We start from the raw sequence: 16631 nt of genomic DNA, 5'->3' as shown, positions 1-16631 counted from the left end.
CATACAGTCCGATTGAGTGGGTGGGGGGCGTGTCAAAGCCGTGGAGTGTGGGCGGCGAATGGCTAACAGACCTATGCCTATCAGGACGACTGCCGATATCGAGTGGTACTGGCGATATCAGAACTATTTTTCAGGAGACGCTTGAATTATGGCCTGGTTCCATTTCTGTACGGCCAATCACCATGAAATGGGCAAGTCGACGTTGGTTGACATGGCCGATTGGTTCCAAGCGGGGCTTCTCGAACTAGGGCATAAGGTCACTTTTTCCAGAACGCACGTAGAAAAATCCGCCATTAATCTATTTTGGGAATACTTCGAACCCGGCATGCTCGCAGAAATAGCCAGCTCAGGCGTCGACTACGGAATCATTGCCACGGAAATACCGGATGGCAAGGGGTTCAATTGGCGGGATGAATCCGAGTGGGTTGCCAGGTTTCAAGCCTTCGCCGAAGTGGCCAAAAATGCCAAATTTATATGGACGATGGTTGAAAGCTCGGTTCCGTTCTATTCAAGGTTTTGCCCGACTGCCTATATCGAATTGGGTTTTTCGGAGCGGCTGATTCCAGCATCTTTGAATGAAAACCCGACGGTTGATTTTTGTTTCTTTGGGCTGAGAACACCCTATCGAGAGCAGGTCGTCGAGCAGCTTGGAAAACATGCGAGCGTTGAGTGGCCTCAGCACTTTCTTTCTCCGGCTGGTGTGATGGCGCTGATTGGAAATAGTCGGATAGGTCTGAACTTCAAGCAGTCAGCTCAATGGCCAATACCCTCGCCGACCCGGTTGGGACGGCTAATGATGGCAAGGCGCGTCGTTGCCGCCGAGTATGTCCCTGTCTTTACTCGGCAGGGAGAGATTGCAGGTATTTGCCCGGAGACGACTCCATTTCATGAGTACGCCTTGAGTCTTCTCGACTTCGCTTGGCGTCAAAGAGCAGACGCCGTTTTCGAGCGTTATAAGGCGACGTTGCCGATGAGGCTGATTATGGAAAGCGTGCTGGATAGCACCATGTGCTACCCCGCCACGCCCAGTGAGTTTGGCGCAGTCCCCCTCAAGCTGCTTCCACCCATGCTGGTGGGGGAGAATGCGATCTGGAATTTTGTTTGTTGGGGTGGCGAATACTTTTCAATAAAAAAAGAACTTGGAGTGGTGGATGTGACGCTTGGGCTGGAGGTCCTGCAAAAAAAGTATCACATGAAAAATATCCTCCACGCTGAAAGTTTGCTGGAGTTGCACAGGCTGGTTGACATGCCGTGATGGCTAGTTTTCCTCCAGAAGAACCGGGGTCGGATGACGTCGGATGCCGCCTGTCGTGACCAGTAGATAAACGAATCAATCACCAAACGTGCGGATGAGAGCTACGGGAGTCTTTGACTTGGTGAGGCGGCTTCGGTGTCCTTGCTGAGGAGGCTGCGCATTTGGATCAATAAGTTGTCAGTTTCGGTCATTGAGCCAGGGCCGGGGGCTCTTTAATGTGCCAGTCATACAACTGACGGGGGCCACAGAGCTTCCCGCATTTCCGTGATCTTGCCTGTTGTGGAGTTTCTATGACCGCCGCCCAATACCCGCACCTGCTGGCCCCGCTCGACCTGGGTTTCACCACGTTGCGCAACCGTACCCTGATGGGTTCGATGCACACCGGTCTTGAGGAAAAGCCCGGCGGTTTCGAGCGCATGGCGGCCTACTTCGCCGAGCGTGCCCGGGGTGGTGTCGGCCTGATGGTGACCGGCGGTATCGCGCCGAACGACGAGGGCGGCGTGTATTCCGGCGCGGCCAAGCTGACTACCCAGGCCGAAGCCGACCAGCATCGTATCGTCACCCACGCGGTGCATGCGGCCGGGGGCAAGATCTGCTTGCAGATCCTGCATGCCGGGCGTTATGCCTACAGCCCGAAACAGGTGGCGCCGAGTGCGATCCAGGCCCCGATCAACCCGTTCAAGCCGAAAGAACTGGATGAGGACGGTATCGAGAAACAGATCGCCGACTTCGTGACCTGTTCGACCCTGGCCAGGAATGCCGAGTACGACGGCGTCGAAATCATGGGTTCGGAAGGTTATTTCATCAACCAGTTCCTCGCCGCCCACACCAACCAGCGTACCGACCGCTGGGGCGGCAGCTACGAGAACCGCATGCGCCTGGCGGTGGACATCGTGCGTCGGGTGCGTGAGGCGGTGGGCGCGGACTTCATCATCATCTTCCGTCTGTCGATGCTCGACCTGGTGGAAGGCGGCAGCACCTGGGACGAAATCGTGCAGTTGGCCAAGGCCATCGAACAGGCTGGCGCGACCCTCATCAATACCGGTATTGGCTGGCACGAAGCGCGGATTCCGACCATCGCCACCAAGGTGCCGCGCGCCGCGTTCAGCAAGGTCACCGCGAAACTGCGTGGCTCGGTGGGCATTCCGCTGATCACCACCAACCGTATCAATACCCCGGAAGTGGCCGAGCAGATCCTTGCCGACGGCGATGCCGACATGGTTTCCATGGCCCGGCCGTTCCTGGCCGACCCGGATTTCGTCAACAAGGCGGCGCAAGGGCGTGCTGACGAAATCAATACCTGTATTGGCTGCAACCAGGCCTGCCTGGACCATACCTTCGGCGGCAAGCTGACCTCCTGCCTGGTCAACCCGCGAGCCTGCCACGAGACCGAGCTGAATTACCTGCCGGTCACCCAGGTGAAGAAAATCGCCGTGGTCGGCGCCGGGCCTGCCGGCCTGTCGGCGGCCACCGTGGCCGCCGAGCGTGGGCACCAGGTGACGCTGTTCGATTCGGCGAGTGAAATTGGTGGTCAGTTCAACGTCGCCAAGCGCGTGCCGGGCAAGGAAGAGTTCTTCGAAACCCTGCGCTATTTCAAGCGCAAGCTGCAAACCACTCATGTCGAGGTTTGCCTGGATACACGGGTGGATGTGGCGCAACTGATGGCTGGTGGCTACGACGAGATCATTCTCGCCACGGGCATCGCGCCACGGTTGCCAGCGATTCCCGGCATCGACAGTCCCAAGGTCCTGAGCTACCTGGACGTGCTGCTGGAGCGCGAGCCGGTGGGCCACAAGGTAGCGGTGATCGGTGCTGGCGGTATCGGCTTCGACGTCTCGGAGTTCCTGGTGCATGAAGGTGTGGCCACCAGCCAGGATCGCGAGGCGTTCTGGAAGGAGTGGGGCATCGACAGCCGTCTTGAGGCGCGGGGCGGGGTGGCCGGGATCAAGGCCGAGCCCCATGCCCCGGCCCGTGAAGTGTTCCTGTTGCAGCGCAAGGCCTCCAAGGTTGGCGATGGCCTGGGCAAGACCACCGGCTGGATTCATCGCACCGGCTTGAAGAACAAGCAGGTGCAGATGCTCAACAGCGTCGAGTACCTGAAGATCGACGAGGCGGGCCTGCACATCAGCATCGGTGGTGGCGAGTCGCAGTTGTTGGCGGTGGACAACGTGGTGATCTGCGCCGGGCAGGACCCGTTGCGCGAGTTGCAGGCCGGGCTGTTGGCGGCAGGGCAGAACGTGCACCTGATCGGCGGTGCGGACGTGGCGGTGGAGCTGGATGCCAAGCGGGCGATCGACCAGGGTTCGCGGTTGGCGGCTGAGTTGTAAGTCTGACCAGACTGAACGCGGTCTTTCTCCTGTAGGAGCCGACTTGCTGGCGATGGCGTCTCGATGAGCAAGGGCCTCATCGCCGGCAAGCCAGCTCCCATAGAGTTTTGCGGTGCTTTCAAAATCTCTGGATGGCATTGGTCCCAAGACCCGAACTGTTAAACTTGCAGGTCTACCCCACGGGACCTCCCTCGCAATGTTACCCCCGACCGACTGGCACCCCCACGCCCCCCTCGAACCGCTGCACCTGGATTGGTTGACCCGGTCTGGTGTCGAGGTGGCCGTGCTGCGCCTCGACCTGATCGATCCGCTGATCAGCGGTAACAAGTGGTTCAAACTCACCGAGCATCTGGCGGCGGCCCGGCAAACTGGCGCCGAAGGCCTCATCAGTCTGGGCGGTGCGCATTCCAATCATCTTCACGCCCTGGCGGCGGCGGGCAAGCGTTTCGGTTTCCCCACCGTCGGCCTGCTGCGCGGCCATCCCGTGCAAACCCCCACCGTTTGCGACCTTAAAACCTTCGGCATGGAACTGCACTGGCTCGGCCATGGCGGTTATCGGGCGCGGCATGCACCGGATTTCTGGGCAGCGTGGCGCCTGCGCTATCCACACTTGCACGGCGTGCCGGAGGGCGGTGGTGGCTTGAGGGGCGCACGCGGCTGTGCAATCTTGCTTGATCAGGTTCGCGGGCAATTGCCGACACTTGGCTGGACTGACTATCACGGCTGGTGGCTGGCCGCCGGAACCGGTACCACCCTGGCCGGACTGGTGCTGGCCGAAGCCGGGCGTCGGCCGGTGTACGGTGCCCTGGCAGTGCCGGCCGACCATGGCGTAGCGCCGTTGGTCACGGCGATCCTGGAGGCGGGCGGGGCGGTAAGTCCGGCTTTTGAACTGATCGACGCCTGCCGTGGCGGTTTTGCCAAGGTCGATCCGGCGTTGCTGGGTTTTATCGAGCACAGCGAGCAACAGAGCGCTGTGCCACTGGAGCCGCTGTATACCGGCAAGGCCTTGCTGGCGCTGCGGGAGCAGGTGAGCGCCGGACGCTTCGCAGCAGGTACGCGCCTGGTGTTCGTGCATACCGGCGGTTTGCAAGGCCGCCGAGGTTTTACTCTGTAAACCGGTCCGTGTAGGAGCAGAGCTTGCTCGCGAAGGGGCTCTCAAGATCGCCAAAAGCTTCGCTGGCAAGCCAGGCTCCTACAGGTTTCGGGGGGACAGGTACTCCGCGTTATCGTTGGCGTCCATTGCGAGCAAGAAGGCTCAAGTACGCCGCTTGGGCAGCATGCGCAGCAGGGTGTTATCCCGCACGAAGTAGTGGTGATACAGGCCGGCCAGGGCATGCAGGCCGATCAACCAGTAGCCGATCGAGGCCAGCAGTTCATGCCAGCCCTTGACCTCTTTGGCGAAACCCAGGTCCTCGCCCGTCAGCGCCGGCAGCTCGACACCGTAGAACAGCACCGAATGCCCCTGGGCACTGACGACCAACCAACCCAGGGCCGGCGTAGCAATCATGAACAGGTACAGCGCCCAGTGCATCAGTTTCGAGATCAGCATCTGCCACACCGGCGGCGCGGGGGCGATCTTCGGCGCCACACCGAAGGCGCGCGCCAGCAGGCGCAGCCAGACCAGCAGGAACACGGTCAGGCCGAACATGTAGTGCGCCTCGACGATCAGCGCGCGTCCGCCGCTGCCCTTGGGGAATATCCCGCGAAACTCGATACAGGCGTAAACCACCGCCAGCAGCACCAGCATCAGCCAGTGCAATGCGATCGACACGCTGCTATAGCGGCTGTCGGTATTCTTCCAGGGCATAGCGTGTTCCTCGGGTCATCAGGGCTGGAACCTTCGTTCTTGAGCGACGAAGTCCATACACTTTAATGGTTTTTTCAGCATTTTGCCCAAGGCAACTCAGGGGGAGGGTTTGTATTGCCCGTGATTGGGACTTGCTTTTATATATGACTATCCATATATTCGAAAAAACATATGTAATGGTTTGCCCGCGATGTCCTGTTTTGCCTCCCCCGTGGAACTCTTCAAGTGCCTGGCTGACGAAACCCGCAGCCGGATCGTGCTACTGGTGGCCCGTGAAGGTGAACTCTGTGTCTGTGAATTGACCGCCGCCCTGGCGTTGAGCCAACCGAAAGTCTCCCGGCATCTGGCGCAGTTACGCCAGGGTGGGTTGCTGGCCGATCGTCGTCAGGGGCAGTGGGTGTTTTATCGCCTGCACCCTGAGTTGCCCCAATGGGTCTCGACCTTGTTGCAGGGCACCCTGCAGGCCAGCGAGTCCTGGCTGGCCGCGGATATCCAGCGGTTGCAGGCCATGGACGAGCGCCCGCTGCGCTGCTGCTGAGCCTTTACCATTTCTCTTGCTGACCTTGAAGGTTGTTGTGCATGTTGATTGCCGCGTTGATTTTCCTGCTGACCATTACCCTGGTGATCTGGCAGCCCAAGGGCCTGGGCGTCGGCTGGAGCGCCTGCCTGGGCGCGCTACTGGCCTTGCTCTGCGGCGTGGTCCAGCTCGCCGATATTCCGCTGGTCTGGCAGATCATCTGGAATGCCACGGGTACCTTTATTGCCCTGATCATCATCAGCCTGTTGCTTGACGAAGCCGGCTTCTTTGCCTGGGCGGCGCTGCATGTGGCGCGCTGGGGGCGGGGCAGCGGACGCAATCTGTTCGCCGCCTTCGTGCTGCTGGGGGCGTTGGTGTCGGCGTTGTTCGCCAACGACGGCGCGGCGTTGATCCTCACGCCGATTGTCATTGCCATGCTCCGGGCCCTGCGTTTCTCCAAGGCGGCGACCCTGGCCTTTGTCATGGCCGCCGGCTTTATCGCCGACACCGCCAGCCTGCCGCTGGTGGTGTCGAATCTGGTGAACATCGTCTCGGCGGACTATTTCAAGATCGGCTTCAATGCCTATGCCTCGGTGATGCTGCCAGTGAACCTGGTCAGCGTGGCGGCGACCTTGCTGGTGTTGCTGTGGTTCTTCCGGCGTGACATCCCCCGCGACTACGATCCGCAGCAGTTGGAGCTGCCTGCCAGCGCGATCCACGACAAGGCGACCTTCATCGCCGGTTGGTGGGTGTTGCTCATTCTGCTGGTGGGGTGTTTTGCCCTGGAGCCCCTGGGAATTCCCATCAGTGCGATTTCGGCGGCCTGCGCGGCCTTGCTGCTGGGGATCGCGGCCCGCGGTCACAAAATCTCGACCCGCAAGGTGCTGAAAGAAGCGCCGTGGCAGATCGTGATTTTCTCCCTGGGCATGTACCTGGTGGTCTATGGCCTGCGCAATGCCGGGTTGACCACTTACCTGGCCGGTTGGCTGGACCACTTCGCCGGCTACGGGATCTGGGGCGCGGCCATGGGCACCGGACTGCTGAGCGCGTTCCTGTCCTCGGTCATGAACAACCTGCCCACGGTACTGATCGGCGCCTTGTCCATCGACGCCAGCCAGGCCAGCGGGGTGGTGAAGGAGGCGATGATCTACGCCAATGTCATCGGTAGCGACCTGGGCCCGAAAATCACCCCCATCGGCAGCCTGGCCACTTTGCTCTGGCTGCATGTGTTGGAGCGCAAGGATATCCGTATCGGCTGGGGGTATTACTTCAAGGTCGGGATCGTCCTGACCTTGCCGGTGTTGCTGGTGACCCTGGCGGCCCTGGCCTTGCGTTTGTCGCTGGTCTGACGTTTCCGTCGGGTGGCGATAGTAAGTGGCGCCCCCTTTCCCAGGTCATGCACGGTTCCTGTAGGAGCTAGCTTGCTGGCGATGAGGCCCGCGAGTCTTGCGGCGATTGCTCGGCCGTCATCGCCAGCAAGCTAGCTCCTACAGGGGCGTGCGTTGACTCTGGTTGAGGGGGAGGGCTTGCTGTGCTGGCGCGATCAACCGATACCCGGCACATTCGGCCAAAGATCAGCCACCAGGAACAATCGCTCGGCCTCTTCCCAGTCGCCTTGCGCATTCCGGGTCAGGCGCACCAGCAGCTGTGCCGGAGCATGCGGGTCGAGTTCCTTCAGCCAGTGCTCCAGCTGTTCCCGTGGCCAGGTGTCCGCCTCGGCATAGTGCGCCGGTGCCAGCCAGGCATGGCGCGGCAGGGGTTGCCAGCGGCCCGCCGGGCTGCGCTTGATAAAGTCCGCCCAGTCGCGCTGATGCAGCCAGCGTCCGTGTAGATGTTGCGGATGAGCCCCCCGGGGAGGAAGTGCCGTCCCGGGCCACGGATACAACAGATAACCGCCCAGCCACAACTGTGCGCTGAACTGATGGATATCCAGCGTCGCCAAGGCCTCGCGGCTTTCCGGGCGGGCGGAAATCGGCAATTGGTGCTGGCTCAGGTGTGCCAACTTACGGTCCAGTCGGTCATGGCAACCCGGACCGAGCCAGCGCGCCGGGTCTTCGCCGCCGCCGTGCTGCGGGCCCAGGTACAGTTTGATCGCCAACTCCAGGTGATGCACACCATCGCGATCACGCAACAGCAGATCCAACTCACCCAGGGTGTGGCCTTCGCGGCGGATCGGCAGGTTGGCGCCAATCAACTCGATCCCGGGGGCCTGTTGCACCGCGAACTGCCACAACCGCTCGTAATACAGCCCCAGCCGGCGGGTCGCCCCGCGCACCAGCCAACCCTGCAACTCGACGGGATCGCGGTCCAGTCCGTGCAACCATTGCTCCAGCCGCTCCGGCGCCCGCACCCAGTCACTGCCGGCCAACGGGTGGCGTTGCGGCCACGGCGTGTCTTCCAGCATCGGTGGCGCCAGGATGACCCAGGCCAGATCACGCACTTCGGGATGGCGCAACTGTCGGGGCAGGTTGAGCAAGTCGGGGAAGAGGATCATCCTGCGAGCATAGCTGAAAGGGTTTTGTCTCGGGCCGGCTTTCGCCCATAATCTCCCCTTTGCCCGTCCCAGACCCCGCAGGAGCCCCATGGAGCAATTTCGCAATATCGGCATCATTGGCCGCCTGGGCAGTTCGCAGGTGCTGGATACCGTTCGCCGGCTGAAGAAATTCCTCCTGGCGCGGCACCTGCATGTCATCCTCGAGGACACCATCGCCGAGGTCCTGCCGGGCCATGGCCTGCAAACCTCGTCGCGCAAGATGCTCGGCGAAGTCTGCGACATGGTCATCGTCGTCGGCGGTGACGGCAGCCTGCTCGGCGCCGCCCGCGCGCTGGCCCGGCACAATATCCCGGTGCTGGGGATCAACCGCGGCAACCTGGGCTTTCTCACCGATATCCGCCCGGATGACCTGGAAGTCGAAGTGGCCAAGGTCCTTGACGGCCACTACCTGGTGGAGAACCGCTTCCTGTTGCAAGCCGAAGTGCGCCGCCATGCCGAAGCCATCGGCCAGGGCGATGCGCTCAACGATGTGGTCCTGCACCCCGGCAAGTCGACGCGGATGATCGAGTTCGAGCTGTATATCGACGGCCAGTTCGTCTGCAGCCAGAAGGCCGACGGCCTGATCGTCGCCACGCCCACCGGCTCCACCGCCTACGCGCTGTCCGCCGGCGGACCGATCATGCATCCCAAGCTCGATGCCATTGTGATCGTGCCCATGTACCCCCATACCTTGTCCAGCCGCCCCATTGTGGTCGACGGCAACAGCGAGTTGAAAATCGTGGTGTCCAAGGACATGCAGATCTACCCGCAGGTATCCTGCGACGGGCAGAACCATTTCACCTGTGCCCCCGGCGATACGGTGACCATCAGCAAGAAACCGCAGAAACTGCGGCTGATTCACCCGCTGGACCACAACTATTACGAAGTCTGCCGCACCAAGCTCGGCTGGGGCAGTCGGCTGGGTGGTGGAGGCGACTGATGCTCGATCCCGCGCGTGGCTACGATCTGATCGGTGATGTGCACGGTTGCGCCCATACCCTCGAACATCTGCTGGACATGCTCGGCTACCAGAAGCTGGGGGGCGTCTGGCGTCATCCGTTGCGCATGGCGGTGTTCCTTGGCGATATCATCGACCGCGGCCCGCGCATCCGCGAGGCCCTGCATATCGTCCGTGACATGGTCGTGGCCGGGCAGGCGCTGTGCATCATGGGCAACCACGAGTTCAACGCCCTGGGCTGGAGCACGCCGGCCGCGGCGGGCAGTGGCAAGCAGTTCGTCCGCGAACATACGCCGCGGCATGCCCGACTGCTCCAGGAAACCCTGACCCAGTTCGAACAGCACCCGGCGGACTGGCAGGACTTCCTCGCCTGGTTCTACGAACTGCCACTGTTCGTCGATGCCGGACGTTTCCGCGTGGTGCATGCCTGCTGGGATGGCGGCTTGATCGCGCCGTTGCGGGCGCAGTACCCCGACGGTCGGATCGACGAAGCATTCCTCAAGGATTCGGCGCTGCCCGGCAGTTTTGCCGCCACGGTGTTCGACCGCCTGCTACGTGGTACCGATATGCGCCTGCCGGACGGCCTGACGCTGACTGGCGGCGACGGCCTGACCCGGGCGTTCTTCCGCACCAAGTTCTGGGAAGACGACCCGCAGACCTACGGCGATATCGTTTTCCAGCCGGATGCCTTGCCTGAATTGGTGGCGAGCAAGCCGTTGTCCTCTACCGAAAAGAACGCCTTGCTGCGCTACGGCCTCGACGAGCCGATGCTCTTCGTCGGTCACTACTGGCGCAGCGGCAAGCCCGCGCCGATCCGTCCCAACCTGGCCTGCCTGGATTACAGCGCCGTGCTCTACGGCAAGCTGGCGGCTTACCGGCTGGACCAGGAAACCTCCCTCGACCCGCAGAAATTCGTCTGGGTCGATGTCGAACGTCCCGAGGCTTTGCGATGAGTGCCACTGCTGTCTTACGCCTGCCGTTGACCACTGACCTGAGTGGCTTCGTCAAACTGCTGGAGCGCATGCAGGTGCCGCACCGGGTCAACGAGGAATCCGGCGAACAGGTGCTGTGGGTGCCCGAGTCGATCAGTGCCGACGTCCTGTCCCTATATCAGCGTTTTCCCGCCGGCGATCCGGACAACCACCTGGAAGTCCCGGACAAGCCCGCGGCCATGACCCGGCCGAACTTTCTCAGCCAGGTGCGCCAGAGTCCGGCCACCGCGACGATCCTGCTGCTGAGCCTGATCATCGCCGGCGTCACCCTGCTCGGTGACAACCTGCAGACCTTGCACTGGTTCACCTTTCTCGACTTCCAGGTCCATGGCAACTACGTCCAGTTCACCCCCCTGGCCGACGGCTTGGCAGCGGGGCAGTGGTGGCGCCTGGTGACGCCGATGCTGATCCATTTCGGCATTCTGCACATCGCCATGAACGGTATGTGGTACTGGGAGCTGGGCCGGCGTATCGAGCTGCGTCAGGGCAGCATCAACCTGCTGGGGCTGACACTGCTGTTCAGCCTGGTCTCCAACTACACGCAGTATTACGTCAGTGGCCCGACCCTGTTCGGCGGCCTGTCCGGTGTGCTCTACGGTTTGCTCGGGCATTGCTGGATCTACCAGTGGGTGTCACCGAACCCGGTCTACCGTCTGCCCCGTGGTGTGCTGGTGATGATGTTGGTCTGGCTGCTGTTGTGCCTGTCGGGCCTGGTCTCGATGATCGGCTTTGGCGAAATCGCCAACGGCGCGCATGTCGGCGGACTGCTCATCGGATGTTTCAGCGGTTTGTTGGGCGGCCTCTGGTCTCGTCGTAAACTGGCCATCTAGTCGACTTTTTTCACGCGTGGAGAGCGCATGTCCTCTTTTATCGAAATGATTGAAAACATCACCCCCGATATCTACCAGAGCCTGAAATTGGCGGTGGAAATCGGCAAATGGTCGGACGGGCGCAAGCTCAGCGCCGAACAGCGCGAGCTGTCGTTGCAGGCGATGATCGCCTGGGAAACCCAGAACCTGCCGGAAGACCAGCGCACCGGCTACATGGGCGCGCAGGAGTGTGCTTCGAAGTCGGCGCCGGTGCCGAATATCCTGTTCAAGTCGGATGCCATCCATTGATCGAGCTTGGCCGCGGTGCAATCAGCAAGATGTCGACGCGCCTTGAAGGCGCGGACGTGCAGTACGCCTTCCGCCTGGGCGACAGCGAGGTGCCGGTCAACCCGTTGATCGGCCAGAAGCTGCGCCTGGAATTCCTTGGGGCGATTCATTGCAGCCACTGTGGACGCAAGACCAAGACCAGCTTCAGCCAGGGCTATTGCTACCCGTGCATGACCAAGCTGGCCCAGTGCGACACTTGCATCATGAGTCCCGAGCGCTGCCATTACGACGCCGGTACCTGCCGCGAGCCGTCCTGGGGCGAAAAGTTCTGCATGACCGAGCACGTGGTCTACCTGGCCAACTCGTCGGGGATCAAGGTCGGCATCACCCGCGCCAGCCAGTTGCCGACCCGCTGGCTCGACCAGGGCGCCAGCCAGGCGCTGCCGATCGTGCGAGTTGCCACTCGCCAGCAGTCCGGTTTCGTCGAGGACCTGTTCCGCAGCCAGGTGGCCGACAAGACCAACTGGCGCGCCTTGCTCAAGGGCGATGCACCGGCGGTGGACCTCAAGGCGGTGCGCGAGCAGTTGTTCGAGTCCTGTGCCGAGGGCTTCGCCGCCTTGCAGGCGCGGTTCGGCCTGCAGGCGATTCAGCCGGTGCGGGATGTCGAGCCGTTGGAAATCCGTTACCCGATCGAGCACTACCCGACCAAGGTGGTCAGCTTCAACCTGGACAAAGACCCGATTGCCGAAGGCACGCTGATGGGGATCAAGGGCCAGTACCTGATCTTCGACACCGGCGTGATCAATATCCGTAAATACACGGCCTACCAGCTCGCCGTGCATCAGTAGAAGGACGCCCTCATGCGCACCGAACAACCGAAGATGATCTATCTGAAGGACTATCAGGCACCGGACTACCTGATCGACGAGACGCACCTGACCTTCGAGTTGTTCGAGGACCATACCCTGGTCCATGCGCAGCTGGTGATGCGCCGCAACCCGGCGGCCGGCGCGGGGCTGCCGCCGCTGGTGCTGGACGGTCAGTTGCTGGAGCTGCTGTCGGTGCAGCTCGACGACCAGGTGTTGTCGAGCAATGACTACCAGCTCGACGACAGCCACCTGACCCTGCACCCGGGCAGCGAGCGCTTCAGCGTCGACACCAGCGTGAAGATCCATCCGGAAACCAACACCGCCCTGGAAGGCCTGTACAAGTCCGGCGCGATGTTCTGCACCCAGTGCGAGGCCGAAGGTTTTCGCAAGATCACCTATTACCTCGACCGCCCGGACGTGATGAGCAAGTTCACCACCACGGTGATCGCCGAGCAGCATCGCTATCCGGTGCTGCTGTCCAACGGCAACCCGGTGGGCAACGGTCCCCAGGACGACGGTCGGCACTGGGCGACCTGGGAAGACCCGTTCATGAAACCGGCCTACCTGTTCGCCCTGGTGGCGGGCGACCTGTGGTGCGTCGAAGACAGCTTCGCGACCATGAGTGGTCGCGACGTCGCGCTGCGCATCTACGTCGAGCCGGAAAATATCGACAAGTGCCAGCACGCCATGAACAGCCTGAAGAAGTCCATGCGCTGGGACGAGGAGGCCTATGGTCGCGAATACGATCTGGACATCTTCATGATCGTCGCGGTCAACGACTTCAATATGGGCGCCATGGAAAACAAGGGCCTGAATATCTTCAACTCCAGCGCCGTGCTGGCCCGTGCCGAAACCGCCACCGACGCCGCGCACCAGCGGGTCGAGGCCATTGTTGCCCACGAATACTTCCACAACTGGTCGGGCAACCGCGTGACGTGTCGCGACTGGTTCCAGCTGTCGCTCAAGGAAGGCTTCACGGTGTTCCGCGATGCCGGCTTCTCCGCCGATATGAACTCGCCTACGGTCAAGCGTATCCAGGATGTTGCCTACCTGCGCACCCACCAGTTCGCCGAAGACGCCGGTCCCATGGCCCACGCCGTGCGTCCGGACAGCTTTATCGAGATCTCCAACTTCTACACCCTGACCGTGTACGAGAAGGGCTCGGAAGTGGTCGGCATGATCCACACCCTGCTCGGTGCCGAAGGTTTCCGCAAAGGCAGTGATCTGTACTTCCAGCGCCATGACGGCCAGGCCGTGACCTGCGACGATTTCGTCAAGGCCATGGAAGATGCCAACGGCGTCGACTTCAGCCAGTTCAAACGCTGGTACAGCCAGGCCGGTACGCCGCGTCTGGCCGTCAGCGAAAGCTACGATGCGAACGCGAAGAGCTACAGCCTGACCTTCCGCCAGAGCTGCCCGCAGACCCCGGACAAGCAGGAAAAACTGCCGTTCGTGATCCCGGTGGAGATCGGCCTGTTGGATGCCCAGGGTGCGGAAATCGCCCTGCAACTGGCCGCTGAAACGACCGCTGGCGCTACCAGCCGCGTGCTCTCGGTGACCGAAGCGGAACAGACCTTTACTTTCGTCGGCCTCGACGCCAAGCCGTTGCCATCGCTGCTGCGGGGGTTCTCGGCACCGGTGAAGCTGAGCTTCCCCTACGACCGCGACCAGCTGATGTTCCTGATGCAGCACGACAGCGACGGTTTCAACCGTTGGGACGCCGGCCAGCAATTATCGGTGCAGGTACTGCAGGAACTGATCGGCCAGCATCAGAAGGGCGAAGCGTTGGTGCTCGATCCGCGTCTGGTCACGGCCTTGCGCAGCGTGCTGGGCAATGAGCAGCTTGATCAGGCGATGGTTGCTGAAATGCTCTCGTTGCCAGGCGAGGCCTACCTCACCGAGATCAGCGAAGTGGCTGATGTCGAGGCGATCCACACCGCTCGTGAGTTCGTTCTCCGGCAGTTGGCCGAGCAGTTGTTCGATGGCTTGTGGCAGCGTTACCAGGCCAATCGCGCGGTGTCGAAAGCCACGCCTTATGTGGCCGAGAACGAGCATTTCGCTCGACGTGCCCTGCAGAACATTGCGCTGTCGTACCTGATGCTCAGTGGCAAGCCTGAAGTGTTGGCGGCGACCCTGGAGCAGTTCGAAAGCGCCGATAACATGACCGAGCGCCTGACCGCCCTGGCGGTGTTGGTGAACTCGCCGTTCGAAGCCGAGAAGGCGTTGGCGCTGGCCAGTTTCGCCGAGCACTTCAAGGACAATCCGCTGGTCATGGACCAGTGGTTCAGCGTCCAGGCCGGCAGCCCGTTGCCTGGCGGCTTGCAGCGGGTCAAGGCGTTGATGGAGCACCCGGCGTTCACCATCAGGAACCCGAACAAAGTGCGGGCGTTGATCGGTGCCTTTGCCGGGCAGAACCTGATCAACTTCCATGCGGCGGACGGTTCCGGTTACCGTTTCCTGGCGGACCTGGTGATCCAGCTCAATGCGCTGAATCCGCAGATCGCTTCGCGGCAATTGGCGCCGCTGACCCGCTGGCGCAAATACGACGGCGCCCGCCAGGCGCTGATGAAGGCCGAGCTGGAGCGGATTCGCGGTTCGGGCGAGTTGTCGGCGGATGTGTACGAGGTTGTCAGCAAGAGCCTGGCTTAAGCTGTTTGCCTGCGGGCGCCCTTGAGGGCCCCTTCGCGGGCAAGCTCCGCTCCCACAGGATTTGGGTCGTTCACAAAGGTTGGGTTTGACTCAAAAACGGTGGGGGCTCAGCTGGCCCGCGAAAGCGGATCGAGCCTGAATGTTATGGGCGAGCAAAACACAGGATTTGGGTCGAGCCTGAATGTTATGGACGAGCAAAACACAGGATTTGGGTCGAGCCTGAATGTTATGGACGAGCAAAATAACTGTGGGAGCGGAGCTTGCCCGCGAAGGCGTCGGCACAAACACCCTTGAAACACCTGACTCACCTCCACAAAGGCCACACCCGTGGCCTTTGCTCATCACCTCGCCTGATGCCCCATCATTCAGGCCTGCCCTCAACGCCCCGGGTTAACAAAAGATAACGTGGCGTCGATTGTCAGACGATTCCAAAGCCCGATAGGATAGCTCCAGCTTTAGAAGGGGCTCTAGATTGCCGGTTTCAGACGACCCGGCAGTCATGAAACGCCCTCGAAGGCGCCCTGAAAGGTTGGACGACCTGACAATAATAAATGGGGAGAAAGGTCTATGAATGAGCCTGTGAGGCCTACGGGTTCTTGCTGTCCGCCGACCTGGCGCGGCACGGCATTGCTGGTGGCGGCGCTTTCGCTGTCGGGACTGGCGGCACTGCCGGCCAGCGCATACGCGGCGGCGCCAACCACTGCCGACACCGTCTACTCCATCGAATCCGCCAAGGCTATCAAGGGCCTGCTGCTCGACGTGGTCCACGCCGGCAAGCGGCTGGTGGCCGTCGGTGATCGCGGACACATCCTCTTTTCCGACGACCAGGGCGGCCACTGGACCCAGGCCAAGGTCCCGACCCGGCAGATGCTCACCGCGGTCTATTTCGTCGATGACCAGCACGGCTGGGCCGTCGGCCACGATGCGCAGATTCTCGCCAGCACCGACGGCGGTGCCACCTGGACTCGCCAGTTCCAGGACCTCAAGCGTGAAGCGCCATTGCTCGATGTCTGGTTCAAGGACGCCAGCAGCGGCTTTGCCGTGGGCGCCTACGGGGCCCTGCTGGCAACCACCGACGGCGGCCAGCACTGGGAAAATGTCAGCGAGCGCCTCGACAATCCCGACCAGTACCACCTCAACGCCATCACCGCGGTCAAGGATGCCGGGCTGTTCGTGGTCGGCGAGCAGGGCAGCATGTTCCGCTCCGCCGACTGGGGCCAGACCTGGGAACACGTCGAAGGCCCGTACCAGGGCTCGCTGTTCGGTGTGATCGGTACCGCCCAACCCTCGACGCTGCTGGCCTACGGTTTGCGCGGCAATCTCTACCGCTCCAGCGACTTCGGCAGCAGTTGGGAACCGGTGGAACTCAAGGCCGCCCGTGGCGCCCTGGAGTTCGGTCTGTCCGGCGCGACCTTGCTGGCCGACGGCTCGCTGGTAATCGTCGGCAACGGCGGCAGCGTGATCCGCAGCAGCGATGACGGCGTGACCTTCAGCGTGTTCAACCGTCCCGACCGGATTTCCCTGTCGGCGGTGACGGCGACCGGCAACGGCAACCTGATCCTCGTCGGCCAGGGCGGCGCCCACACCACCACGCCCACGGGCGCTGAGCTGGGCCAATAACAAGAAA

General features: G+C 61.9%; 14 protein-coding genes. 12 read left to right on the top strand and 2 right to left on the bottom strand.

All coding sequences use genetic code 11. The features are described from left to right. Positions 1-148: 148 nt before the first annotated feature. From AC07VG_RS27785 to AC07VG_RS27775, 3 genes are all read left to right on the top strand, one after another. On the top strand, positions 149-1255 hold the full coding sequence (locus AC07VG_RS27785) for a hypothetical protein (RefSeq protein ID WP_495003175.1): 1107 nt from the start codon (positions 149-151) through the stop codon (positions 1253-1255). Positions 1256-1545: 290 nt separating this feature from the next. Then, complete coding sequence (locus AC07VG_RS27780) at positions 1546-3582, top strand: oxidoreductase (RefSeq protein WP_495003176.1); 2037 nt, start codon at positions 1546-1548, stop codon at positions 3580-3582. Positions 3583-3778: 196 nt separating this feature from the next. Continuing rightward, positions 3779-4696: a 1-aminocyclopropane-1-carboxylate deaminase/D-cysteine desulfhydrase gene (locus tag AC07VG_RS27775; protein ID WP_495022250.1), complete on the top strand. Its 918-nt coding sequence runs from the start codon at positions 3779-3781 to the stop codon at positions 4694-4696. Between the two features lie 141 nt (positions 4697-4837). On the opposite strand, the gene AC07VG_RS27770 is transcribed toward AC07VG_RS27775, so the two are convergent. Then, positions 4838-5389: a cytochrome b gene (locus AC07VG_RS27770; RefSeq protein WP_495003178.1), complete on the bottom strand. Its 552-nt coding sequence runs from the start codon at positions 5387-5389 to the stop codon at positions 4838-4840. A 190-nt stretch (positions 5390-5579) separates the two neighbouring features. Between AC07VG_RS27770 and AC07VG_RS27765 the strand changes: the two genes are divergently transcribed. Both AC07VG_RS27765 and AC07VG_RS27760 read left to right on the top strand, forming a co-directional pair. Next, entirely contained in the window at positions 5580-5927 is a 348-nt protein-coding gene (locus AC07VG_RS27765; protein ID WP_495003179.1) for a metalloregulator ArsR/SmtB family transcription factor, read from the top strand. A 41-nt stretch (positions 5928-5968) separates the two neighbouring features. Continuing rightward, positions 5969-7255: an arsenic transporter gene (locus AC07VG_RS27760; RefSeq protein WP_495003180.1), complete on the top strand. Its 1287-nt coding sequence runs from the start codon at positions 5969-5971 to the stop codon at positions 7253-7255. A 194-nt stretch (positions 7256-7449) separates the two neighbouring features. Here AC07VG_RS27760 and AC07VG_RS27755 read toward each other — a convergent pair whose 3' ends face one another. Beyond that, on the bottom strand, positions 7450-8400 hold the full coding sequence (locus AC07VG_RS27755) for a DUF1853 family protein (protein WP_495022249.1): 951 nt from the start codon (positions 8398-8400) through the stop codon (positions 7450-7452). A gap of 88 nt (positions 8401-8488) precedes the next feature. Between AC07VG_RS27755 and AC07VG_RS27750 the strand changes: the two genes are divergently transcribed. From AC07VG_RS27750 to AC07VG_RS27720, 7 genes are all read left to right on the top strand, one after another. Next, the gene (locus AC07VG_RS27750; RefSeq protein WP_100942950.1) at positions 8489-9379 is read left to right on the top strand and encodes an NAD(+) kinase; all 891 of its coding nucleotides are present in this window, start codon (positions 8489-8491) and stop codon (positions 9377-9379) included. After that, the gene (locus AC07VG_RS27745) at positions 9376-10350 is read left to right on the top strand and encodes a metallophosphoesterase (RefSeq protein ID WP_495003232.1); all 975 of its coding nucleotides are present in this window, start codon (positions 9376-9378) and stop codon (positions 10348-10350) included. The genes AC07VG_RS27750 and AC07VG_RS27745 overlap by 4 nt, the downstream gene beginning before the upstream one ends. Beyond that, on the top strand, positions 10347-11219 hold the full coding sequence (locus AC07VG_RS27740; protein ID WP_495022248.1) for a rhomboid family intramembrane serine protease: 873 nt from the start codon (positions 10347-10349) through the stop codon (positions 11217-11219). The genes AC07VG_RS27745 and AC07VG_RS27740 overlap by 4 nt, the downstream gene beginning before the upstream one ends. Positions 11220-11246: 27 nt before the next feature. Then, positions 11247-11507, top strand: a complete 261-nt coding sequence (locus tag AC07VG_RS27735) for a YeaC family protein (protein WP_495003183.1) — start codon at positions 11247-11249, stop codon at positions 11505-11507. Then, on the top strand, positions 11504-12334 hold the full coding sequence (locus tag AC07VG_RS27730) for a DUF2797 domain-containing protein (protein ID WP_495003184.1): 831 nt from the start codon (positions 11504-11506) through the stop codon (positions 12332-12334). The genes AC07VG_RS27735 and AC07VG_RS27730 overlap by 4 nt, the downstream gene beginning before the upstream one ends. A gap of 12 nt (positions 12335-12346) precedes the next feature. Beyond that, positions 12347-15004: an aminopeptidase N gene (pepN, locus tag AC07VG_RS27725; protein ID WP_495022247.1), complete on the top strand. Its 2658-nt coding sequence runs from the start codon at positions 12347-12349 to the stop codon at positions 15002-15004. A 567-nt stretch (positions 15005-15571) separates the two neighbouring features. Beyond that, positions 15572-16624, top strand: a complete 1053-nt coding sequence (locus tag AC07VG_RS27720; protein ID WP_495003186.1) for a WD40/YVTN/BNR-like repeat-containing protein — start codon at positions 15572-15574, stop codon at positions 16622-16624. Positions 16625-16631: the final 7 nt, after the last annotated feature.

Source organism: Pseudomonas sp. GW821-FHT03C07 (assembly GCF_059420925.1).
This window is presented reverse-complemented; position numbering and strand designations above follow the sequence as displayed.